This is a genomic window from Frateuria sp., from assembly GCF_035944355.1.
GTDB lineage: Bacteria > Pseudomonadota > Gammaproteobacteria > Xanthomonadales > Rhodanobacteraceae > Frateuria_A.
In genome coordinates this window covers 1-22,765 of record NZ_DASZBH010000006.1, presented here as the reverse complement: position 1 = coordinate 22,765, position 22,765 = coordinate 1, and the positions used below count along the sequence as shown (strand labels likewise).

General features: G+C 65.8%; 17 protein-coding genes. 6 read left to right on the top strand and 11 right to left on the bottom strand.

Annotation, left to right across the window (positions count from 1 at the left end):
• Positions 1–15: 15 nt before the first annotated feature.
• The 6 genes from bamB to ndk form a co-directional block, all read right to left on the bottom strand.
• Positions 16–1,245, bottom strand: coding sequence for an outer membrane protein assembly factor BamB (gene bamB, locus VGU03_RS03220; RefSeq protein WP_327478599.1), 1,230 nt, complete (start codon positions 1,243–1,245; stop codon positions 16–18).
• The gene (locus VGU03_RS03215) at positions 1,242–1,892 is read right to left on the bottom strand and encodes a tetratricopeptide repeat protein (RefSeq protein ID WP_327478597.1); all 651 of its coding nucleotides are present in this window, start codon (positions 1,890–1,892) and stop codon (positions 1,242–1,244) included. Before VGU03_RS03215 ends, bamB begins: the two co-directional genes overlap by 4 nt.
• A gap of 213 nt (positions 1,893–2,105) precedes the next feature.
• The gene (locus VGU03_RS03210) at positions 2,106–3,065 is read right to left on the bottom strand and encodes a helix-turn-helix domain-containing protein (RefSeq protein ID WP_327478595.1); all 960 of its coding nucleotides are present in this window, start codon (positions 3,063–3,065) and stop codon (positions 2,106–2,108) included.
• Entirely contained in the window at positions 3,062–3,844 is a 783-nt protein-coding gene (pilW, locus tag VGU03_RS03205) for a type IV pilus biogenesis/stability protein PilW (RefSeq protein WP_327478593.1), read from the bottom strand. The genes VGU03_RS03210 and pilW overlap by 4 nt, the downstream gene beginning before the upstream one ends.
• A complete protein-coding gene (rlmN, locus tag VGU03_RS03200) occupies positions 3,834–5,006 on the bottom strand; it encodes a 23S rRNA (adenine(2503)-C(2))-methyltransferase RlmN (protein WP_327478592.1) in 1,173 nt (390 codons plus the stop codon). Before rlmN ends, pilW begins: the two co-directional genes overlap by 11 nt.
• An 8-nt stretch (positions 5,007–5,014) precedes the next feature.
• The gene (gene ndk / locus VGU03_RS03195) at positions 5,015–5,440 is read right to left on the bottom strand and encodes a nucleoside-diphosphate kinase (protein WP_327478590.1); all 426 of its coding nucleotides are present in this window, start codon (positions 5,438–5,440) and stop codon (positions 5,015–5,017) included.
• Between the two features lie 230 nt (positions 5,441–5,670).
• Between ndk and VGU03_RS03190 the strand changes: the two genes are divergently transcribed.
• The 3 genes from VGU03_RS03190 to VGU03_RS03180 all read left to right on the top strand — a co-directional run bounded on the left by VGU03_RS03190 (position 5,671) and on the right by VGU03_RS03180 (position 10,265).
• The gene (locus VGU03_RS03190; RefSeq protein WP_327478588.1) at positions 5,671–6,285 is read left to right on the top strand and encodes a TetR/AcrR family transcriptional regulator; all 615 of its coding nucleotides are present in this window, start codon (positions 5,671–5,673) and stop codon (positions 6,283–6,285) included.
• Between the two features lie 153 nt (positions 6,286–6,438).
• Positions 6,439–8,853 carry a 3-hydroxyacyl-CoA dehydrogenase/enoyl-CoA hydratase family protein gene (locus tag VGU03_RS03185; RefSeq protein ID WP_327478586.1) on the top strand — a complete coding sequence of 805 codons (2,415 nt, stop codon included), beginning with the start codon at positions 6,439–6,441 and terminating at the stop codon, positions 8,851–8,853.
• Between the two features lie 206 nt (positions 8,854–9,059).
• A complete protein-coding gene (locus VGU03_RS03180; RefSeq protein WP_327478584.1) occupies positions 9,060–10,265 on the top strand; it encodes an acetyl-CoA C-acyltransferase in 1,206 nt (401 codons plus the stop codon).
• A 99-nt stretch (positions 10,266–10,364) separates the two neighbouring features.
• Here the strand turns inward: VGU03_RS03180 and VGU03_RS03175 are convergent, their stop codons facing one another.
• The 4 genes from VGU03_RS03175 to VGU03_RS03160 form a co-directional block, all read right to left on the bottom strand.
• Entirely contained in the window at positions 10,365–10,700 is a 336-nt protein-coding gene (locus VGU03_RS03175) for a carboxypeptidase-like regulatory domain-containing protein (RefSeq protein WP_327478583.1), read from the bottom strand.
• 449 nt (positions 10,701–11,149) lie between these two features.
• Positions 11,150–11,539 (bottom strand): carboxypeptidase-like regulatory domain-containing protein, encoded by a 390-nt coding sequence (locus VGU03_RS03170; protein WP_327478581.1) that lies wholly within the window; start codon positions 11,537–11,539, stop codon positions 11,150–11,152.
• Positions 11,540–11,914: 375 nt separating this feature from the next.
• Positions 11,915–14,563, bottom strand: a complete 2,649-nt coding sequence (locus VGU03_RS03165; RefSeq protein ID WP_327478579.1) for a M1 family metallopeptidase — start codon at positions 14,561–14,563, stop codon at positions 11,915–11,917.
• A 159-nt stretch (positions 14,564–14,722) separates the two neighbouring features.
• Positions 14,723–15,721 carry a virulence protein RhuM/Fic/DOC family protein gene (locus VGU03_RS03160; RefSeq protein WP_327478577.1) on the bottom strand — a complete coding sequence of 333 codons (999 nt, stop codon included), beginning with the start codon at positions 15,719–15,721 and terminating at the stop codon, positions 14,723–14,725.
• Between the two features lie 200 nt (positions 15,722–15,921).
• On the opposite strand from VGU03_RS03160, the gene VGU03_RS03155 reads away from it, so the two are divergent.
• The 3 genes from VGU03_RS03155 to VGU03_RS03145 are packed head-to-tail and all read left to right on the top strand — an operon-like array spanning position 15,922 to position 21,745.
• Positions 15,922–18,702 (top strand): type I restriction-modification enzyme R subunit C-terminal domain-containing protein, encoded by a 2,781-nt coding sequence (locus tag VGU03_RS03155; RefSeq protein WP_327478575.1) that lies wholly within the window; start codon positions 15,922–15,924, stop codon positions 18,700–18,702.
• A complete protein-coding gene (locus tag VGU03_RS03150; protein ID WP_327478573.1) occupies positions 18,699–20,255 on the top strand; it encodes a restriction endonuclease subunit S in 1,557 nt (518 codons plus the stop codon). Before VGU03_RS03155 ends, VGU03_RS03150 begins: the two co-directional genes overlap by 4 nt.
• A complete protein-coding gene (locus VGU03_RS03145) occupies positions 20,252–21,745 on the top strand; it encodes a class I SAM-dependent DNA methyltransferase (RefSeq protein ID WP_327478571.1) in 1,494 nt (497 codons plus the stop codon). Before VGU03_RS03150 ends, VGU03_RS03145 begins: the two co-directional genes overlap by 4 nt.
• A gap of 906 nt (positions 21,746–22,651) precedes the next feature.
• Here the strand turns inward: VGU03_RS03145 and VGU03_RS03140 are convergent.
• Positions 22,652–22,765, bottom strand: a 114-nt coding sequence (locus tag VGU03_RS03140; RefSeq protein WP_327478489.1) for an IS3 family transposase, incomplete at its 5' end; no start/stop codon positions are given.

The window sequence follows — 22,765 nt, the reverse complement described above, 5'->3', positions numbered from 1 at the left end:
GTTCCTTGCGGGCGATCAGTGCGCGCCGCCGAGGCGGTAGGCGCCGATGCGGCCCTCCACGTCCTCGACATACACGGTGTCGCCCACCACCAGCGGCTGGGCGCGGATGGCGTGCTTGGACAAGCGCTCGCGCGCGGCCAGCGCGCCGTCGCCGGTCTGCAGCCAGTGCACATAGCCCTCGATGTCGCCGACCACCAGGTAGTTGCCTTGCACGGCCGGCCCGGTCAGCCAGCGGTACTTGAGCTTGTCGTTCTTCCACATTTCGGCGCCGGCGCTCTTGTCGAACGCCCACACCTGCGAGTTGTCGTCGGCACCGTAGATCGCAGTGCCGCTGCTCGCCAGCGAGGTGAACGTCGAGAACGGATGCGTCCACATCGGCCGGCCGCTGGGGCCGTCGATGGCTGCGAGGTTGCCGTGGTAGGCCGCGCCGTAGAGGACCCGGCCATCGAGCAGGACGGCACCGTCGGAGTCATCCAGGCGCTCGATCTCGGTGCGGCCCTCGCCGCTGGCCAGCTTCTGCTCCCACAGCTTCTCGCCGTTGTCCAGGCGCAGCGCGACCAGCTTGCCGCCGTCGCTGCCGAAGAACACCACGCCGTTGGCCACCAGCAGCGGACCGTTGCCGCGCAGGCTGAGCAGCGGCACGTCGCTCTGGTCGTAGACCCAGCGCCGTTCGCCTGTGGCGGCATCGAGGCCATAGACGCGGCCATCGCCGGTGCGCACCACCACCAGGTCGCCCACGATCACCGGCGAGGTGAGCACCTCGGACTTGAGCATGGCCTCCCAGCGCGGGCTGCCGTCCTTCGCGCTGACGCCGTAGACGTGGCCGTCCAGGGTACCGACCGCGAGCAGTTCACCGCTGACGGCCGGGCCGCCGGCGTAAAAGGCGTCCTTGCGCTTCTTGTCGCCCCAGCCGAACCAGCCGTGGGTGCGCGAACTCTTGGACCAGATCGTCTTGCCAGTGGCCGCATCCAGTGCGACCAGCTTGCCGTCGTTGCTGTCGGCATAAAGCACGCCATCGACCACGGTGGGACGCAGGCGGACGCCGGTATCGCCGGCACCGTCGCCGATGCTCTCGCGCCACAGCCGGGTGACCTGGACGGTGGGCTTGAAGTCCTTCGCCAGCGGCGTCGGCGGCTGGATGTTCTCCTTCTTGGCGTTGTGGCAGCCGGCCAGTGCGACCAGCCCGACCAAGGCCACCGCCATGGCTTTCTTCATGCCAACCCGGTTCATGCCAAACACTTTCATGCGCCCTGCTTCCCGGCCACGGCCAGATCGTCGAGTTTGAGTTGCAAGGCAGCGCGTTGCGGCGCGTCTTCGCCCATTGCGGCCAACGCCGCCTGGTAGGCCTTGCGCGCTTCGTCCACGCGACCAAGCTTGACCAGCGCATCGCCGCGTAGTTCCTGGCGCAGCGGCTCGTAGCCCTTGGCGGCGCCGGCGTCGAGCGTGGCCAGCGCATCGCTGGCCTTGCCGGCGGCCAGCTGCACCTTGGCCATGCGCAGTTCGATCAGCGGCTTGAGCGGGCTGTCGCCGGCATGGCTGCGCGCCCACTGCAGGGACGCCATGGCCTTGTCCAGTTGGTTGGCCTCGACCTGGCGCTGCGCACGGTCGCTGGCGGCGAAGATCGCGTAGGCCGACTTCGCATAGTCGTTCTGCAGGCGCTCGGTGAGCTGGTCGACCTGGGCGTCCTTGCCGGCGGCCGCGGCCGTCTGCAGTTGCTGGTAGAGGTTGGAAGCCTCCAGCTCGCGTGTGGCCTGGTGGTTGCGCCACTGCTGCCAGCCGAAGATCGCGACCAGCCCGATGACGATGCCGATGGCGATGGACAGGCCGTTCTGGCGCAGCCATTGCTGTACGCGTTCGCCCTGTTCGTAATCGTCGTATGCGTCGAATGCCATGCAGTAGTCCGTCGGAAGCACGCGTCGCGTCGGCCCAGGCCGGACCGGCGCTCGCCAGATGGGTTTAGGGGTGAAGCATCATGACCGCACGCGACGGCGGTCAATGGACAAGCATAACCGAAGCACCGCGGCCACGGGCGCCCGACGCAACCCGGGAGGCGTGTTTTCTTCGGACCGGCGCGCGGACCGCGTGGTGCGCGGCGAGCCGGCTGGTCAGGTGCCGCTGGGTACGGGTTTGCCGTCCTGCACGCGGAAATGCGCGACGTTGGCGCGGCGATAGGCGTCCAGGGCCAGCGGCTTGCCGTCGACGGTGACCTGGGCGCCGGTCGCGTTGCCGATACGCACGTCCAGCGGTTGCTCGTTCGTCCAGGTCTTGCTGCTGCCGGCCGGAAGCAGGCCGTACTCCAGACGTGAACCATCGGCGGCCAGCACCTCGACCCAGCTCGCCTGCTCCAGGCTGAGGGTGAGGCTGTGCCCGTCCGCAGGATGGGATGCCGGCGCCGCGGCCGTGCTTGCTGCCGCAGGTGCGCGCGTCGCCGTCAGGTTGCCGCTCTCCAGGCCGGGGAACGGCGCCATCGACGCCAGCAGCGGCTGCTCCTCGGCCGGCGACGGGGCCGTCGGCCGGGTGGCGGGCGGTGCCGCGGCGTGGACCGGAGCGTCCTGCTGCGCCACCGGGGTGGCGTCCAGCGGGGCGAGATGGCTCAGGTCCCGGTCCAGCGTGCCGCGCACGCCCAGCCACACCATCGGCACCACGATCACCGCGGTGAGCACCACGTAGGTGGCAGCGGTGGCGTAACGCTCCAGCAGGTAGCGCGAATGCGACATGCCGCCGGTGGCCACCAGCGTGGGCGCGACGCGCTTGATGCCGGCCAGCTCGGCCTGGATGGCGTCTTCGTCCAGGTCAAGATAACGGGCGTACTTGGCGATGTAGCTGGCCAGGTACACGGCATAGTCGATGCCTTCGCGCTGGTCGGCTTCCAACTGGCGCAGCACGCGCGCAGGAAGCTTGAGTGCGTGGGCGCAGGCCTCGATGTCCAGGCCGCGCGCTTCGCGTGCCACGCGCAGACGAGAGCCGAAGCTGGCAGACAGGGAATTCGACGAGCCATCCGTGATCGCCGCAATGGCGAACAGATCAATCGCGCGATGGCCGGGATTGGGCTGCTGGGAGGTCATGGGCTAGCGGGTGTGTCGATGGCGTGTGCCTGATCCGAATCCGGGAACTGGCTCTGCAGTCGCCTGCGATAGGTTTGGGCTGCATCCATGTTGCCCAGACGGGTTTCGATGTCGTAACCGAGCTTGAGCGCCACCGCGCTAGGCTGGCCCAGCGCGTCGAAGCGCTGGATGAACGCACGGGCGCGAAAGGCGTCGTTGTTCAGGTAAAGCAGATTGGCGACCTGCAGCAGCGCCTCACCGTTCTGCGGATTGGCCTCCAGGGCCTTGCGCAGGCTCTGCTCGGCGCCGGCGCGGTCGTTCATGCGCAGCTGGCAGATGCCCTCGTTGGTCAGCGCCACGTCGGGCGTCTTGTAGAACGGATCCTTCAGCGCCTTCTGGAAAAAGCCCAGGCCTTCGCTGCCCTTGCCGATGCGGCAGAGAAAGGCGCCGAGATTGTTGTTCGGGCCGCCCTTGTCCGGTTCCAGCTGTACCGCCCGGCGATAGTGCTGCTCGGCGTCCTCGGGCCGGTTGATGCGCTCGTCCAGCACGGCCATGACCGTGTGCGCGGGCGCGTAGTCGTTGTCGAACTGCAGTGCCTTGGTGAGTTTTTCCATGGCGGTCTGCAGGTCGCCATTGGCCATGTATTGCTGGCCCAGCTCGGTATGGACGCGCGCGGCGTCCTCGGCCTCCTGGCCCTTGCTGGTACGGGGCAGCTTGCCGCCGAACTCGCCGTCGGTATTGGTCACGCATCCGGCCAGCGCCAGCGCCAGCAAGGCCACCGCCCAACGTTCAAGGCGCATGCGCCACTCCCTGTTCCTGTGCGTGGTCGAGCCGCTTGCGGAATTCGGCCTGCCGGCGGGTGCGGTCCAGCACCTGCCCCTTCAACTGGCCGCAGGCCGCGTCGATATCGTCGCCGCGCGTGCGGCGCAGCATGGTCAGGACGCTGGCGTTGAGCAGCTGCGTCTGGAACGCGCGGATGGTGTCGGCGTCCGAGCGCTCGAAGCGCGTGCCCGGAAAAGGATTGAACGGGATCAGATTCACCTTCGCGCTGCCGGTGGGCAGCTTGCGCATCAGCTTGATCAGCTGCTTCGCATGCTCGGGCTGGTCGTTCACGCCCTTCATCAAGGTGTATTCGAAGGTGATCGAAGTGCGCGGGCGGCGCTCGATCCAGCGCTGGCAGGCGCCCATCAGCTCGGCGATCGGGTAGCGCTTGTTGAGTGGCACCAGCTCGGTGCGCAGCTCGTCGTTGGCCGCATGCAGCGACACCGCCAGCGAGACGTCGATGGCCTCGGACAGCTTGTCGATCATCGGCACCAGGCCGGCGGTGGAGAGCGTCACGCGCTTGGCGGCCAGGCCGAAGCCCAAGTCGTCGCGCATCAGGCTCATCGCCGCGACAACATTGTCGAAGTTCAGCAGCGGCTCGCCCATGCCCATCATCACCACGTTGGTGATGCGGCGGTTCTGGTGCGTGACGTTGCCCAGGTGCTTGGCGGCCACCCACACCTGACCGATGACTTCGGAGGCGGCGAGGTTGCGGTTGAAGCCCTGCGTGGCGGTGGAGCAGAACTGGCAATTCAGGCCGCAGCCGACCTGCGAAGACACGCACAGCGTGCCGCGGGTCGGCTCGGGGATGTAGACCGCCTCGACGGCGTTGCCGCCGTCCATGCCGAGCAGCCACTTGTGCGTGCCGTCGGCGGCGGCCTTGTCGAACAGCGTCTTGGGCGGACCGACGTAGCACGAGGCCTCGAGCTTGGCGCGCAGCGCCTTGCCCACGTCGGTCATCTTGCCGAAGTCGTCTTCCAAGCGATGGTAGATCCACTTCATTACCTGCTCGGCGCGATACGGCTTCTCGCCGAGCTGCGCGAAGAAATCACGCAGGCCCTGACGATCGAAGTCGAGCAGGTTGACCTTGTCGCTTGCGGCTTTCGGGTCGATGGAAGAGGTGGCTACAACCTGGTTCACAACTTGTCTCAACGAGGAAGGACGTCCGTTTCCGGGAAGAAGTAGGCGATCTCGACCTTGGCGGTCTCGGCGGCGTCAGAGCCGTGGACCGCGTTGGCGTCGATCGAGTCGGCGAAGTCGGCGCGGATCGTGCCCGGCGCGGCGTCCTTCGGGTTGGTCGCGCCCATCAGCTCGCGGTTCGTCGCGATGGCGCCCTCGCCCTGCAGCACCTGGATCATCACCGGGCCGGAAATCATGAATTCGACCAGCGCGTTGAAGAACGGGCGCTCCTTGTGCACCGCATAGAAGCCTTCGGCCTCCTTGCGCGAGAGCTGCTTCATCTTCGCGGCGATGACCTTCAGGCCAGCCTGCTCGAAACGGGCGTAGATCTGGCCGATCACGTTCTTGGCAACGGCATCGGGCTTGATAATGGAAAGGGTGCGCTCCAGCGCCATGTTCGGTCTGCTCCGGAATACTGGTATCTGAGTGGGCTATCGGCACATTTGCCGAGCAATGTAGAGCCAAATCCGACACGAAATGAGGATTTAGCTCACGAAAGTTTGACAGATTCTAACCTGATCGCAAGCGGGCTGGGCGTGAAAGCAAACGCCCGTTTGACGCCCTGGAACGCCCGCGCGTATGCTCAAACGATCGTTTGATTCCCTGCCGACGAGCGAGCCCACGCGTGAACAGTTCCGCCTCGACCAAGGAACGCATCCTCACTGCTGCCGAGCTGCTGTTCGCCCAGCGCGGCTTCGATGGGGCGTCGTTGCGCCAATTGACCGCCGCCGCCGGAGTCAACCTCGCGGCCGTCAACTACCACTTTGGCTCCAAGGACAAGCTGGTCGAAGAGGTCTTCCGCCGCCGCCTGGATACGCTGAACACTCACCGACTGGCCGCGTTGTCGAAGGTCGCGGGCCAGCCGCAGACCACCCTCGAGGACGTGCTGGATGCCTTCATCCGCCCTGCCCTGGCGCTCTCCAGCGACGGCAGCGGCTCACTGTTCATGCGCGTACTGGCGCGCGCCTTCGCCGAGCACGACGACACGCTGCGCCAGTTCCTTTCCGAGAACTACGGCCACGTGATGCGGCAGTTCACCGCCGAGTTCGCTCGTTTGCTGCCCAAGTTGAGCCGCGAAGAGCTCTACTGGCGTATCGACCTGGTCACCGGCGCGCTGACCCACGCCATGTCCGGCTTCGGCATGATCCAGCGCAAGAGCGACGTGAGCGAGTCGGCCCACCGTGAGCAGACCATCGCGCACCTGGTGCGCTTCGCCGCAGCGGGACTGAGCCATCCATGAGCCGGCCTGCCGCATGACACACCAACCCCTACTGGCGTCATTCCCGCGACTGCGGGAATCCACTTTGGCCTCCGGGCATCGGAGCCGGATGGATTCCCGCTTCCGTGGGAATGACGCGCCTTGTTTCCCATCCCGTTCGATATGGAGAGAGCAATGACTGCCATCCCCGCCCTACGCATCCGCAAGGCTGCGGTCCTCGGCGCCGGCGTCATGGGCGCGCAGATCGCCGCGCACCTGACCAATGCCGGCGTCGAGACCGTGCTGTTCGACCTGCCCGCCAAGGAGGGGCCCAAGAGCGGCATCGCGCTCAAGGCCATCGAGAACCTGAAGAAGCTCTCGCCCGCCCCGCTCGCCGACAAGAACCTGGCTGCGGCGATCATCCCGGCCAACTATGACGAAGACCTCGATCACCTGAAGGAAGTGGACCTGGTCATCGAGGCGATCGCCGAACGGATGGACTGGAAGCTCGATCTCTATAAGAAAATCGCCTCGCACCTCTCGAAGACGGCGGTGATCGCCTCCAACACCTCGGGCCTGTCGATCAACACCCTGGCCGAGGCGCTGCCGGAAGAGATGCGCCACCGCTTCTGCGGCGTGCATTTCTTCAATCCGCCGCGCTACATGCATCTGGTCGAGCTGATTCCGACGAAGCTCACCGACGCCAGCGTGGTCGAAGGCCTCGAAGCCTTCCTTGCCACGACGGTGGGCAAGGGCGTGGTCATCGCCAAGGACACGCCGAACTTCATCGGCAACCGCATCGGCGTGTTCTCGATGCTGGCCACCATGCACCACACCGAGCAGTTCAAGCTCGGCTTCGACACGGTCGATGCGCTGACCGGACCTGCGATCGGACGGCCCAAGAGCGCCACCTACCGCACGGCCGACGTGGTCGGCCTGGACACCATGGTGCACGTGATCAAGACCATGGGCGACACGCTGGCGGACGATCCGTGGCATGCCTACTTCAAGACGCCGGCCGTGCTGCAGGCGCTGATCGACAAGGGCGCGCTGGGCCAGAAGACCGGCGCCGGCTTCTACAAGAAGGTGGGCAAAGACATTCTTGTGTTGCGCAGTCCTGCGCAAAACTCCGGCCATCCATGGCCGGACTCCTCACAAGAGCCCGACTACCAGCCTGCATCGCAGCAGGCCTCGGACGAAGTGGCCGCCATCCTCGCCATCAAGGACCCCGCCGAGAAGTTCGCCAAGCTGCGCGCGTCGAGCGACCCGCAGGCGCAGTTCCTGTGGGCGATCTTCCGCGATCTCTTCCACTACACCGCCTACCACCTGGCCGACATCGCCGACACGGCGCGCGACGTCGACTTCGCCATCCGCTGGGGCTACGGCTGGAAGCTGGGTCCCTTCGAGACCTGGCAGGCCGCCGGCTGGCAGCAGGTCGCCGGCTGGATCGCCGAAGACATCCAGGCCGGCAAGGCGATGAGCGCCGCGCCATTGCCTGCGTGGGTCACCGACGGACGCAACGGCGTGCACGGCAAGGCCGGCTCGTACTCGGCCGCGTCGAACACCGACGAGCCGCGCTCCACGCATACGGTCTACGCGCGCCAGCTCTTCCCCGACGCGATCCTGGGCGAGAAGTTCGACCAGGGCACGACCGTGTGGGAGAACGATGGCGTGCGCCTGTGGACGCTGGGCGACGACGGCGTGGGCATCCTCTCGTTCAAGACCAAGATGAACACGGTGAACGACCAGGTGCTCGACGGCATCCAGCACGCCGTCGGCATCGCCGAGGAAAAGCTCAGGGCGATGGTGATCTGGCAGACCGGCGAGCCGTTCTCGGCCGGCGCCGACCTCAAGGGCGCGCTGGGCCTGTTGAAGGACGGCAAGTTCGACGCCTTCGAGGCGATGGTCGCCAACTTCCAGCGCACCAGCATGCGCATCAAGCACGCGCTCGTGCCGGTGGTCGCCGCGGTGCGCGGCCTGTGCCTGGGCGGCGGTTGCGAATTCCAGATGCACTCGGCCCGAACGGTGGCCGCGCTGGAAAGCTACATCGGCCTGGTAGAGGCCGGCGTGGGCCTGTTGCCGGCCGGCGGCGGCCTCAAGGAGCTGGCCGTGCGCGCCGCCAACGGCAACCCGGCCGATCCGTTCGAATCGCTCAAGAAGGTGTTCGAGACGGTGGCGATGGCCAAGGTGTCCGGCAGCGCGCTGGAAGCCAAGCAGCTCGGCCTGCTGCGCGAGAGCGACGTGGTCGTTTTCAACGCCTACGAACTGCTCTACGTGGCCAAGCAGGTCGCCTCGGCGCTGGCCGAGAGCGGCTGGCGGCCCCCCCTGCCCGCTCGCGCGATTCCGGTCGCCGGCGACACCGGCACGGCGACCTTCAAGGCCTCGCTGGTCAACCTGCAGGCCGGCTACTTCGCTTCCGAGCACGACGTGGCGATCGCCAGCCGCATCGCCGACACCCTCTGCGGCGGCGGCATCGAGCGCGGTTCGCTGGTGGACGAAGCCTGGCTGCTCAAGCTCGAGCGCAAGCACTTCGTGGAGCTGGCCAAGACCGAGAAGACCCAGGCCCGCATCGCCCACACCATGGCCACCGGCAAGCCGCTCAGGAACTGACGAGGTGGGGATCGTGGAACGGGGACCAGGGAACGTGCGAACTGCAGCAAGCCTTGCGGTCGCCGCCCTGCCCCGGCCCGGTTCCCGAACCGCTTTTTGATTGGAGGGCACGAGAACGCGACGTTCGATCAGGCAGCCCACGCAAGCGCCAGCCGCACGTTCCCCGTTCCCTGTTCCCCGTTTCCACTCCATTCGGACGATAAGCCATGACGAAGCAAATCCAGGACGCCTACATCGTCGCCGCCACCCGCACGCCGGTCGGCAAGGCGCCGCGCGGCGTGTTCAGGAACACCCGCCCGGACGACATGCTCGCCCACGTGATCCGCGCCGTGATGGCGCAGGCGCCGGGCATCGACCCGCACCGCATCGGCGACGCCGTGATCGGCTGCGCGATGCCCGAGGCCGAGCAAGGCATGAACGTGGCGCGCATCGGCGTGCTGCTGGCCGGCCTGCCGCACACCGTGCCGGGCGTGACCATCAACCGCTTCTGCTCCTCGGGCCTGCAGGCGGTGGCCTACGCCGCCGACGCGATCCGCCTGGGCGAAGCCGACCTGATGATCGCCGGCGGCACCGAAAGCATGAGCATGGTGCCGATGATGGGCCACAAAGTCGCCATGAACCCGGCGATCTTCGACAACGAGCACGTCGGCATCGCCTACGGCATGGGCATCACCGCCGAGAACGTCGCCAAGCAGTGGAAGGTCAGCCGCGAGGACCAGGACGCCTTCGCCGCGCGCAGCCACGAGCGCGCCCTGGCCGCGCAGGCCGCCGGCGAGTTCAAGGACGAGATCACGCCGTTCCAGCTCGACGACCACTACCCGGACCTGGTCAACGACACCATCGTCACCGACAGCCGCGTGATCAGCCAGGACGAAGGCCCGCGCCCGGGCAGCACGCCGGAGGTGCTGGCCAAGTTGAAGCCGGTGTTCCGCAACGGCCAGTGCGGCGGCAGCGTGACCGCCGGCAACTCCAGCCAGATGTCCGATGGCGCCGGCGCCGTGCTGATCGCCAGCGAGAAGGCGGTGAAGGAATACAACCTGCAGCCGCTGGCCCGCTTCGTCGGCTACGCGGTGGCCGGCGTGCCGCCGGAGGTGATGGGCATCGGCCCCAAGGAAGCCATCCCGCTGGCGCTCAAGCGCACGGGCATCAGCCGCGATCAACTCGACTGGATCGAACTCAACGAAGCTTTCGCCGCGCAAGCGCTGGCCGTGATGAAGGACCTCGAGCTCGACCCGGCCAAGGTCAACCCGCTGGGCGGCGCCATCGCGCTCGGCCACCCGCTCGGCGCCACCGGTGCCGTCCGCGTGGCGACCCTGGTGCACGGCCTGCGCCGGCACAAGCAGAAGTACGGCATGGTGACCATGTGCATCGGCACCGGCATGGGTGCGGCCGGCATCTTCGAAGCACTCTGAGCCGGAGGCGCGGGCCGCCCGCGCTTTCTCAAAGGAAAAGCCCGGCGCCGAAAGGCGCCGGGCTTTTTTGTGAGTCACCCGCTCCGAGCTGGACCGCGCTTACTGCTGGCCCGTGCCCGAGGCCGAAGCGTTGAGATCGACCTTGATGCCACGGCCTACCACCACCGGCACGTTGGCGTGCTTGACGACCGGCTTGCCGTTCTCCATCAGCGTGACGTCGTAGACGCCCGCCGGCAGCGAGCGGATCGAATAGCGGCCCTTGTCATCGACCTTCACCTCGCGCTGGGTGGCGTTGCTCGTGTTCTTCGCGAAGACCGTGTCGCCTGCCGGCGCCTTGCCGAAAACATCGCCGGCCGTGGCCTGTGCGTACGCCGCGACGGAGCCGAGCAGACCGCAGACCGCGAAGGCCGCGACCATCGAGTTGAGCTTCTTCATTTGGGTTACCTTCTTTTGGTTCGATGTGGGAGAGCCGCGGGCCGCCAGGGGTTTGGCGTTGCGCCCTAGGATCAGTGGAAGGTTCGGCAAGCCGGCAGGTTGAACGCCAGGCGAGGGACCGTCCGTGGTTCCGGCCGCTTGGGGGGAGCTTTCCGGAACCGTGCATAGCGTATCCGACACAGGCCGGTCGCCGATGGGTCAGAAGTCACCCTTTGCATGAAGCGCGTGTCGCCGCATCGCGCTTCCGGACTTCCCGGCGGGTGCTGGAGGAGGCGCCTGGGAGTGAGTTCAACGCACGATCTCCCCATCCGCCCTTCGGGATCCTTCCCCCGCGAACGCGGGGGAAGGGCCGCCGGGCGGATGGGGACGCCCTTGGCGGGGCATCACACGGCACTACCGCTCGGTCCCTCGTCAGCGGCCGCGCTTGCCCTACAGGACGCGCGCGCCGCCTACCTCTGCGCCATCTGCGAACAGCGCCCCAGCGTGCAGGCGAAGTCCACCCTGGAGCCACGGTCTACCAGTATCGGGACGCCCTGGTGCTCGACGAGGGCCTTGCCGTTCGCCATCGCCGTAACCGTGTAGACGCCCACCGGCAGCCAACTGGCCATGTAGCGGCCGGCGGCGTCCACCGGCACCTCGCGCTGGAGCCCAAAGTCGCTGCGGATCACTACCGAACTGCCGGCCGGCGCATTGCCGAACACCCTGCCGGTCGTCTGCTCATCGGCCAGGGTCGCGGCGCAGACCGCCGCTGCACAGACGCCAACGGCCGCCACCCGGGCCAGCTTCCGCAACGCTGCCCGGCGGGGTACGCCCGCCTGGGTCGAGAAGGATGCGTTCATGGGGATACCTGCTTCTCATCGATGTGGAGAACCCATGGAGGGCCAGGGGTTTGGCCCGATGCCCATGGGGACTGAACGGCCTGCCTGTCCAGCGCATGGCTGATACCAGGCACCGGCGCCGCCCTGCCATCCGATCGGTGAAGGCCATCCACCAGATGGCGCATGCAGCGTATGCCCTGCACGGTTACCGGCCAGGGTCAGAGGTCATGCCGTTCGATGAAACCTATCGATGCCTGCCGTCGCAACCGGATCGATCCGAACGATCTCGGCGGCTGGCCCGCGAGCTCGCATCCGCCAGCGGCCTGCTCCATGGCCGGCGCGCAAGAAAAAGGCCCCGCGATGCGGGGCCTCGTTCCTTGCAGCGTGCGTCCTGCCTCAGCCCGAATGCTTCTCCAGCCACTCGTCGATGGACGGCAGACGATCCTGGCGGATCATCATGCGGTACTTGATGTTGGCGATGACCTGGTCGGCCACGCGGCGGGAGGTCGGCGCGATGTACTTCTGCGCGTAGTCCTGGATCTTCTGGATCATTTCCGGCTTGGTCGAGCCGGCGCCGATCGCGGGGTAGTAGCGGGTAGCGGACTGGGCGTCGACCAGCTTGTCCACCTGGTCCTTGTGCGCCACGGCGAAGTCGAACGCCATCTCCGGATGGCGGTAGCCCACCGCGCGGATCATGCCGGCGCTGTTGGTGGCGCCCGGCTCGCCGGTGAGCGCCAGTTCCAGCGCGCGCTGGGCCAGCGCATCGTTCTCGGGGATCGAGAGCATGCTGTAGAGCTGGTCCTTGATCAGCGGCGTGGTCTCGGCCTTGGCCTGCGCGTGCAGGTGATCCCAAGTGGCTTCGTCGGCGTGCTGGGCGACGATCGCGGTGACGGTCTTGCGCAGCGCCACCGGCAAGGCGGCCGGGTCGGTCTTCTGCGCGGCGAAGCGGCGACGGGCCTCGCCGATCACCTGCTGGTCGCCCAGGTCGGCCATCACGCCGATCAGCTGCATGCGCAGGTTGGCGGTCGGCACGCTCTCGCCGGCCTTGGCTTCCCAGCCGATCTTGGCGAACACCGGGTGCAACTGGGCCAGCGCGAACGTGCGCAGGCGCTGCTGGCGGGCCTGGTCGCCGCGGTAGTAGTTGTCCAGCGCCGACAGATAGCCGGCCACTTCGGCCCACACCTGCGGGTCGGCGTCGGCCGGGGTGGCCGTGATCAGCGCCAGCACGTTGGACACCGGCTCATTGCCGGCCATGCCCAGCGCCCAGGTGTCGCCCAGCAGGCCGAGCTGGTCGATCGGAGCGAGCTTCGCAAACTGGCCCTTCAGAGCGTCGAAGTTGTTCTGCGCGTACAGCGTGCGGTAGTAGCCCGTCTGGCCGGCGTTGACCAGCACCGGACCGCAGCCCGGCACGCTCAGCGTGGCCTTGCCGTCGACCACCATGCGCACTTCCTTGCCGGCCACCGTCTTGGCGATCACCGGCACGTGCCAGTGCAGCGGCGTCTTGTTCGGCCGGTCACGGGTGAACTCGCCCTGGCGCAGCGCGATCTCCGTCTTGCCGTTGGAGCAGGCGGCCGCACGCACCTCGATCAGCGGGATGCCCGGCTGCAGCGTGAAGTCGTGCGCGATCTGCGTGATCGGCTTGCCGGCCGCGGCCTGCACCGACTTCCACAGGTCGTCCGATACCGTGTTGCCGTGCTCGTGCGCCTTGATGTAGTTGCGCACGCCGGTGCGCCAGGCGTCCTCGCCCACGTAGCCTTCCAGCATGTGGATCACCGCCTCGCCCTTGGAATAGGTGATCGCGTCGAACGCCTGGCTGGCCTGCTCCACCGTCTCCACGTGCTGCACGATGGGATGCGTGGTGGCGACCGAGTCCTGCGACATGGCGCCTTCGCGCACGCCGACGGCGTCGAGGTCGGTGTGCCATTCCGGATGCAGCTTCTGCGTGGTGCGCGAGGCCATCCACGAGGCGAAGCCTTCGTTGAGCCACAGGTCGTCCCACCAGCTCATGGTCACCAGGTCGCCGAACCACTGGTGCGCCATCTCGTGCGCGGCGACGTTGAACGCGCGCTGCTTGTCCAGCTGCGTGGAGATCTGCGGGTTGAGCAGCAGCGAATACTCGAAGGTGAAGATTGCGCCCCAGTTCTCCATCGCCGAGAAGAACTGGCTCTGGCCCGGCGCGGCGATGTTGTCCAGCTTGGGCAGCGGGTACGGCACGCCGAAGTAGTCGTTGTATTCCTTCAGCACCTGCTTGGAGGAATCCAGCGCGAACTTGGCCTGGTCGATCATGCCCTTCTGCGTGATCACGCCGATCTCGGTACCGCCCTCGGCCTTCAGGGTGGCGCGCTCGAAGTCGCCCAGGCCGAAGAACAGGAGGTAGGTCGACATCTTCGGCGACTGCCCGAAATGCACCTCGGTCAGACCGTTGCCCAGATCCTTCTTCGAGGCGATCGGCATGTTGCTCACCGCCATCTCGTTGCTCGGCACCGTGGCCGTCAGCGTGAAGGTGGCCTTGTAGTTGGGCTCGTCCCACGAGGGAATGAAGCGGCGCGCGTCGGAGTTCTCGAACTGCGTGTACAGCGCGCGCTTCTTGCCGGCCTTGGTGTCGTAGTCCAGCGCGAAGATGCCGTTGGCCTGCGTGCCGATCTTGCCGGTGTAGGTCATCGCCAGGCGGTAGGTGCCGGCGGGAATCGGATGATCGAAGGTGAACGTGGCGGTCTGCGCTTTCTCATCCACCGATACCTTCGGCTCGGGAACCGCGATCTTCAGCTTCTCCGGCGTCAGCGACACCTTGGAGAAGCTCAGGTCCGCCGCATTGAGCGTGATCGAGCTGGTCGACTTGGTCACCGTCAGCGTGATCGCCACCTGCCCGTCGAACGTCATCTTGTCCGCATGCGGCGTCACCGCCACGTCGTAGTGCGTGGGCACCACGCCACGCGGCAACTGCGTCGTCGTAAGCCGCGCCTCGGCGGCCGACGCGGCGCCCAGCGGGGCCATAGTGAACCCGGCCAGGGCCAGGCAGATTGCGGTGGAGAGATGACGGCGCATAGGGGTCCTTGTGGGATGAGCGGAGCGACAAGCCGTGCAGGCGGCACCACGAGGGTGACGAGCGGCATAGGGCCGCGGGAGTTTTGCCTGAGGCACTGGCAATCAGACACGGCCGAAAGTCATGGGTGGCTTGGCATCCACACTCTCACCAAGGCTGCATCAGGTCGTGCCCCCTGCCACGAGCATATTCATTACCAGCCGGATCATCGTTTCCTTCTGCGCCGGGTCGGATTCGGCCACCAGCAGCGCCAGCGCCGCGAGGCCGATGTCGTTGATCACCGGCTGCCCATCGGCGCCGAGCAGGCGGCTGTTGCGGTGCAGGAAGTCCACGAACAGGAACGCCCCGCTACGCTTGTTGCCATCGCTGAACGGATGGTTCTTGATCACGAAGTACAGCAGGTGCGCCGCTTTGGCCTCGACCGTGGGGTAGGCAGGCTCGCCGAACACGCTCTGGTCAAGGTTGCCCATCAACGCCTCGAACGCGTCGCCGCGCTCGCGTGCAAACAAGTCGGTGGCCTCGCCACGTGCAATGAGGTCGACCTTGAGCACCGCCAGCGAAGCGCGCGCCTGCGCCATCGTCGGCAACGTGCCACCCTCCTGCGCGGGCGGCTCGGCCAGCAGCCCCTCGTCGTAGCGCTGCAGCCACAGGAAGGTCTGCGCATAGCGGCTGACGATATCGACCAGCCCGCGCCCCATGTCGGCATGCAGCTCCGGACTCTGCGCCGCCTTGCGCACTAGCTGCAGCGCGGCCTCGAGCTCACGCGCATTGGATTCGAAGCGCTGCCGGTTGAGCGTGTAGCCGCGGGTGAGGTGCTCGCGCAGGGTGTGGGTGGCCCATTGGCGGAAGCGAGTGCCCTGCACCGAATTGACCCGGTAACCGACCGAGAGGACCGCATCGAGGTTGAAGTACTCGACCTGATAAGTCTTGCCGTCTTCCGCAGTTGTTGCATTTTTTGCAACAACTGCCGAGCGCTCCAGTTCCTCGTCCTTGAACACGTTACGCAGGTGGCGGGAGATGACCGATTTGTCACGATCAAACAGCGCCGCGATCTGGTTCAGGCTTAGCCACAGCGTCTCGCGCCGGCTGTCCAGCCGCACCTCGACGGCGCCACCGTCCGTGGCGTAGATGAGAATCTCGCTGAGGGATTCGACGGGCATGGCTCTGTCCTTAGAGTGGGCTAGAGAAAGGCGTGTACGGCAGAAGCTTCCTGAGTCGCCCCAGGAGCCCGCGAAAGCATACGTCAGCCGACACCGGCGTCGCCCTTGCAATTGACTCGCGGCCAACATGCACCGCCGCGTCCGAAAAAGCCCCCGCCGCCCGCTACACTTCCCCGGCAACGATTCAGGGGGAATCGCCCATGACACCCGAGGCACGTGCGCGGGAAGTGATCGACCGGAAATTGCAGGACGCGGGCTGGACCCTTCAGGATACAGGCTCGATCAACCTCGGCGTCGCCAGCGGCATCGCGGTGCGCGAGTACCCCACCGACACCGGCCCGGCCGACTACCTGCTCTTCGTGGACCGCCAGCCGGTCGGCGTGATCGAAGCCAAGCGCGACGAAGCCGGCGAAAACCTCACCGTCCACGAGGCCCAAACCAAGCGCTACGCCGGCGCCCGTCTGAAGTGGCGCAAGGACAGCCCGCCGCTGCGTTTCCTCTATGAAAGCACCGGCCAGATCATCCACTTTACCGACGGCGGCGATCCGCGCCCGCGGGCACGCGAGGTGTTCCACTTCTTCCAGCCGCGCACGCTTGCCGCCTGGGCCGCCGAGCCAGACACCCTGCGCCAGCGCCTGACCACGCAGATGCCGCCGCTGACCACCGAGAACCTGCGCGACTGCCAGGTCGGCGCCGTCACCGGCCTGGAGAAGTCGCTCGCGCAGGCCCGGCCGCGCGCCCTGGTGCACATGGCCACCGGCGCCGGCAAGACCTTCACCGCAATTACTTCGGTCTACCGCCTGCTCAAGTTCGGCGGTGCCAGGCGCATCCTGTTCCTGGTCGACACCCGCAACCTCGGCAAGCAGGCGCACCAGGAATTCATGGCCTACACGCCGCCGGACGACGGCCGCAAGTTCACCGAGCTGTACAACGTGCAGCGCCTGTCGAGCAGCCACATCGACCCGCACGCGCAGGTGTGCATCAGCACCATCCAGCGCATGTATTCCATCCTCTCCGGCGAGGCGATCGACGAGTCGGCCGAGGACATCTCGCTCGCCGAGCTGCCGCCCGGCAGCAAGCCGGCACGCGAGGTCCGCTACAACGCGGCCGTGCCGATCGAGACGTTCGACTTCATCGTCATCGACGAGTGCCACCGCAGCATCTACAACCTGTGGAAGCAGGTGCTGGACTACTTCGACGCTTTCCTGATCGGCCTCACCGCCACGCCCGACAAGCGCACCTACGGCTTCTTCAACGAAAACGTGGTGGCCGAATACAGCTACGAGCAGTCGGTGATCGACGGCGTCAACGTGGGCTACGACGTCTACGAGATCGAAACCCGGATCACCAAGGCCGGCGCCGAGGTCAAGGCCAGGGAATGGATCGACCACCGCCACCGCGAAACCCGCAAGAAGCGCTGGGCCGAAACCGATGAGGACATCGCCTACACCGGCAAGGAGCTCGACCGCTCCGTGGTCAACCCCAACCAGATCCGCGCCGTCATCCAGGAGATGAAGCGCGCCGTGGAAACCACCCTCTTCCCCAGCCGCCAGGAAGTGCCCAAGACGTTGATCTTCGCCAAGACCGACAGCCACGCCGACGACATCATCCAGATCGTGCGCGAGGTCTACGGCGAAGGCAACGCCTTCTGCAAGAAGGTCACCTACCGGGCCGAGGACGACCCCGACACGGTGCTCTCCAACTTCCGCAACGACTACCACCCGCGCATCGCCGTCACTGTCGACATGATCGCCACCGGCACCGACGTCAAGCCGCTGGAAGTGCTGCTCTTCATGCGCGACGTGCGCTCGAAAGGCTACTACGAGCAGATGAAAGGCCGCGGCGTGCGCAGCCTGGACTACGAATCGCTGAAAAAGGTCAGCGCCAGCGCCGACAGCGCCAAGACCCGCTTCGTGCTGATCGACGCGGTGGGCGTGGAGAAATCGCTCAAGACCGAAAGCCGCCCGATGGAACGCAAGCCCAACGCCAGCCTCGACCAGCTGCTCAGGAGCATCGCCGTGGGCGGCCGCGACGAAGACACCGTGCTCAGCCTCGGCAACCGCCTCGTGCGCCTGGCCAAGCAACTGGACGACAAGGCGCAGGCACGCATCAGCAAGGCTGCCAACGGGCTTGGCCTGCGCGACCTCGCCCGCGGCCTGATCGAAGCGGTGGACCCTGACCGCGTGGTCGCCGACGCGCTGGATGCGGCCAAGGCGGCCGGCATCACCCGCAACGAGGACACGCTCGCTGCCGCCGAGCTGGACGCCGCCCGCGAGCAGCGCATCGCCGCCGCCTGCCAGCCGCTCGACGATCCGGAGCTGCGCAATGTCATCGAAACCGCGCGCCGCGAGCACGAGCAACTGATCGACCACATCAACACCGACCAGGTCACCTTCTCCGGCTACGGCGCCCAGGCCGAAGCGAAGGCGCAGGCCACCGTGCAGGCGTTCGCCGATTACCTGAAAGCGAACAAGGACGAGATCGCGGCGCTGGCCTTCTTCTACGCCCAGCCCTACCAGCGCCGCCCGCTCACCTACGCCATGGTCGATGAGTTGCACGAGGCGCTCGGCCGCCCGCCGCTCATGCTCACCAGCGAAAAGCTGTGGAGCGCCTACGCCCGCGTGCAGGCAAGCCAGGTCAAGGGCGCCGACACCCGCCGCCAGCTCACCGACCTGGTCGCGCTGGTGCGCTTCGCGCTGGGGCTGGACGACGAACTCAAGCCCTTCGCCGACAGCGTGGACAAGCGCTTCCAAGGCTGGATCTTCCGCCACAATGCGCAGCGCACCACGGCGTTCACCCCCGAACAGACCGAGTGGCTGCGGCTGATCAAGGACCACATCGCGTCCAGCTGCGCGATCAGCCGCGAGGATTTCGACTACGCCCAACTCGCCGCCAAGGGCGGACTGCAGAAGGCGTGGCAAGTGTTTGGCGAGCCGCTCGACGGGCTGCTCGCGGAGATGAATGAGGAGTTGGTGGCTTGATCGAAGTTGATGTTCCGAAGGGCTGGACTCTCGCGACGATCGTGGAGGTAGCCACCGCTTCGGGTGGCGGAACTCCCTCAAAGAGTGACCCGTCCTATTGGGTCGACGGAGACGTACCTTGGGTGTCGCCCAAGGACATGAAAGTCTTTGACATCGACGCAAGCGAAGACACGGTCACCACCAAAGCTCTTGACCGTCTGACCCTGATCCCCGAGGACAGCGTCCTCGTTGTGGTGCGATCGGGGATTCTGTCTCGCACCTTGCCCGTGGCGGTTAATCGGGTTCCCGTAACAGTCAATCAAGACATGCGGGCGTTTGTGCCTGAGGCTGGAGTGAGCGCACGCTTCCTGGCTTGGCAACTCATCTCAAGAGAGCGGGACATTCTTGATCGCTGCTCGAAAGACGGGACTACCGTCGCGAGCATTGAAGGCCCGGCCCTCGCCGCTTATCCGCTATTGCTCGCGCCACAGGGCGAGCAGGTTCGCATCGTCGAAAAGCTCGAAGAGCTGCTGTCCGACCTCGACGCCGGCGTGGCCGAACTGAAGGCGGCGCAGCGCAAGCTGGCGCAGTACCGTCAGTCGCTGCTGAAGGCCGCCGTGGAAGGCACCCTCACCGCCGACTGGCGCGCCGCCCGCGCCCGCTCTGGCGAACGCCAGGAAACCGGCGCCGACCTGCTCCAGCGCATCCTCACCGAACGCCGCGCCCGCTGGGAGGCGAAGCAGCTCGCCAAGTACGCCGAACAAGGCAAGACCGCGCCCAAGGGCTGGCAAGCCAAATACCCAGAACCCGTCGCGCCCGACACCGACGGTTTGCCAATGCTTCCTAGCGGTTGGGCATGGGCGAGTCTGGATATGGTGGGCGAAATTGCGTCAGGCGTCGCCAAAGGCATGAAACGTTCGACCACGGCACCAGTCCGTGAGGTGCCATACCTCCGCGTGGCAAATGTCCAACGTGGCTATCTCGACCTCTCTCAAATTAAGACCATCGAAGCTGCCGAGGCCGACATCGAAGAGCTACGCCTGCGGCCGGGAGACGTGCTTTTCAACGAAGGCGGCGATCTGGACAAGCTCGGTCGCGGCTGGGTTTGGCGCGGCGAGGTGCCCGAATGCATCCACCAAAACCATGTATTCCGCCTGCGTCCTTACCTCCCGGCCACACCACCCGAACTGATCTCCCACCACGGAAATACGTTCGGAAGGACCTGGTTCAAATCGGCTGGCAAGCAGACCACCAATCTCGCGTCTATCAACATGACAATGCTCCGGGCCTTCCCCGTTCCCATCGCTCCAGAGTTGGAAAGCGCCGAAATCCTGGCGATGCTCTCCCCTATGCTTGACGCCGTGGCTGCGCAGGAAGTCAGCGTGGAGCTGGGGTTAAGACAAGGGGACGCCCAGCGTAAAAACATCCTCAAAGCCGCCTTCTCCGGCCAACTGGTGCCGCAGGACCCCAACGACGAACCCGCCAGCGCGCTGCTGGAACGCATTCGTGCCGAACGCGCCACGCGCGACGGCGCCACCAGGCCGCGCGGCCGCAAGCCCAGGACCACCGCATGAACAGCAACACCCTCGTCCAGAAGATCTGGAACTTCTGCCACACGCTGCGCGATGACGGCGTGGGCTACGGCGACTACCTGGAACAGCTGACCTACCTGCTGTTCCTCAAGCTCGCGCACGAATATGCCCAGCCGCCGCACAACCGCGCCACGCACATCCCGCGCAGCTGCGACTGGAACAGTCTCAAGACCAGGACCGGCGAACCGCTGGAGGCGCACTACCTCACCGTGCTGCACAAGCTCGGCGAGGAGCCGGGCATGCTCGGCGCGATCTTCTTCAAGGCGCAGAACAAGATCCAGGACCCGGCCAAGCTCTCCCGGCTGGTGCAGATGATCGACGCGGAGAACTGGCTGAGCCTGGACGCCGACGTCAAGGGCGACCTCTACGAGGGCCTGCTGCAGAAGAACGCCGAGGACACCAAGAGCGGCGCTGGCCAGTACTTCACCCCGCGCGCGCTGATCCAGGCGATGGTCGAGTGCGTCAACCCCGAGCCGATGAAGACGGTGGCGGACCCGGCTTGCGGAACGGGGGGATTTTTCCTGGGCGTGCACGAGTGGCTTACCCGCCCCGGCGTGCCGCTGGACCAGAAGCAGGGCCGCTTCCTGCGGCACGAAACCTTTCACGGCAACGAGATCGTCGCCGGCACGCGCCGCCTGTGCCTGATGAACCTGTTCCTGCACAACATCGGCGAACTGGATGGCGCGCCCTCCGTGGAGCGCGCCGACGCGCTGATCTCCGAACCGTGGAAAACGGTCGACTACGTGCTGGCCAATCCGCCCTTCGGCAAGAAGAGCAGCATGACCATCACCAACGAGGACGGCGAGGAAGACCGCGACGCGCTCACCTACGAGCGCCAGGACTTCTGGCAGACCACTTCCAACAAGCAGCTCAACTTCCTGCAGCACATCGTCACCATGCTCAAGACCACCGGCCAGGCCGCCGTGGTGCTGCCGGACAACGTGCTGTTCGAGGGCGGCGCGGGCGAGAAGATCCGCCGCAAGCTCTTGGAAACCTGCGACGTGCACACCCTGCTGCGCCTGCCCACCGGCATCTTCTACGCGCAGGGTGTCAAGGCCAACGTGCTGTTCTTCGACAACAAGCCCAAGGACGGCAAGGTGCACACCAAGGGCGTGTGGATCTACGACCTGCGCACCAACAAGCACTTCACCCTCAAGACCAAACCGCTCAAGCGCGACGACCTGCAGGACTTCATCGACTGCTACCACAGCGCCAACCGCCACAAGCGCACCGAAACCGAGCGCTTCAAATACTTCGACTACGACACCCTTATCGCCCGCGACAAGGCCAGCCTCGACATCTTCTGGCTCAAGGACGAAAGCCTCGACAACCTCGACAACCTTCCCCCGCCGGACGTGCTGGCGCAGGAGATTGTTGACCATCTGGAGGCAGCACTAGCTTCCTTCAGAGAAGTGGCTGCATCGCTGCCTGCAGCGTCAAGCGCAGACGTTTCCAACGACTCTGGCAAATAAGTGGAGGATGAGCTTGTGATCTTTAGCATTTCGAAAGGACTGGACAAAGCCACCAGGGTTTCGCCGAGCAGCTTCGTCAACCTAGAGATTTGGGAACGGACGCACATCGAGGAGTGGGTGCGCGCCAACCCCGAGATACTCGGCGAGGATCTTTTGGTGGTCAGCGTGGAATTCGACCGGTTCGTGAAAAGCGCCGACAGACTGGATCTTCTGGCGGTCGATAGGCAGGGCAACCTGGTAGTCGTAGAGCTCAAGCGCGACCTCGCCGCCGGTTACGCCGATCTTCAAGCCATCCGCTACGCAGCCATGGTCTCGTCCATGACCATCGAGAAGCTTGTTCCGTACTACATCAGCTACAAGAAGAAGCACGACAATGAGGTGCTCACCGAGCCGGAAGCAGTCAACCGGATTCTGGAATTCGTGGAGTCCGATTCATTTTCCGAGCTCTCGACCAAGCCAAGAATCATCCTATGCTCGGAAGGCTTTTCTCCCGAGGTTACGACGAGCGTCCTTTGGTTGCGAGACTTCGATATCGACATCACGTGCGTATCGATAACGCCATACAAAGTCGACGACAAGGTTCTTGTGGTCCCAAAGGTCGTTATTCCCCTTCAAGAAGCACGCCAGTACCAGATAGAAATCAAGAAGAAGGAGGAGGAACGCGAAGCCTCCACCAAGAAAAGTCGCCCAAAAACCATGAAGGTGCTCTTGGAGAATGGCCTGGTTTCCGCCGGCGACGAAGTGCGCTTGAAGAGCAGCCTGCCGTCATGGGTGAAGTACGACGACAAGGATCCGACATTTAGGGCGACGATTACAGGCAAAAGTGGCCAGAGTGACGCCGTGATGTGGGTGAAAGATGGGCAGGAGTACGCTATCTCTGTGAATCGCCCAGGGTTCCGTAGACACTCAGGACCCTCGTTGCGCGTAGCGCCGTTCGAACTCTACAGGCGACAGGTCGCCGTTTGAACCGTGGCGGCGTTTGGGGTTGTAGAACATCTCGATGTAGTCGAACACGTCGGC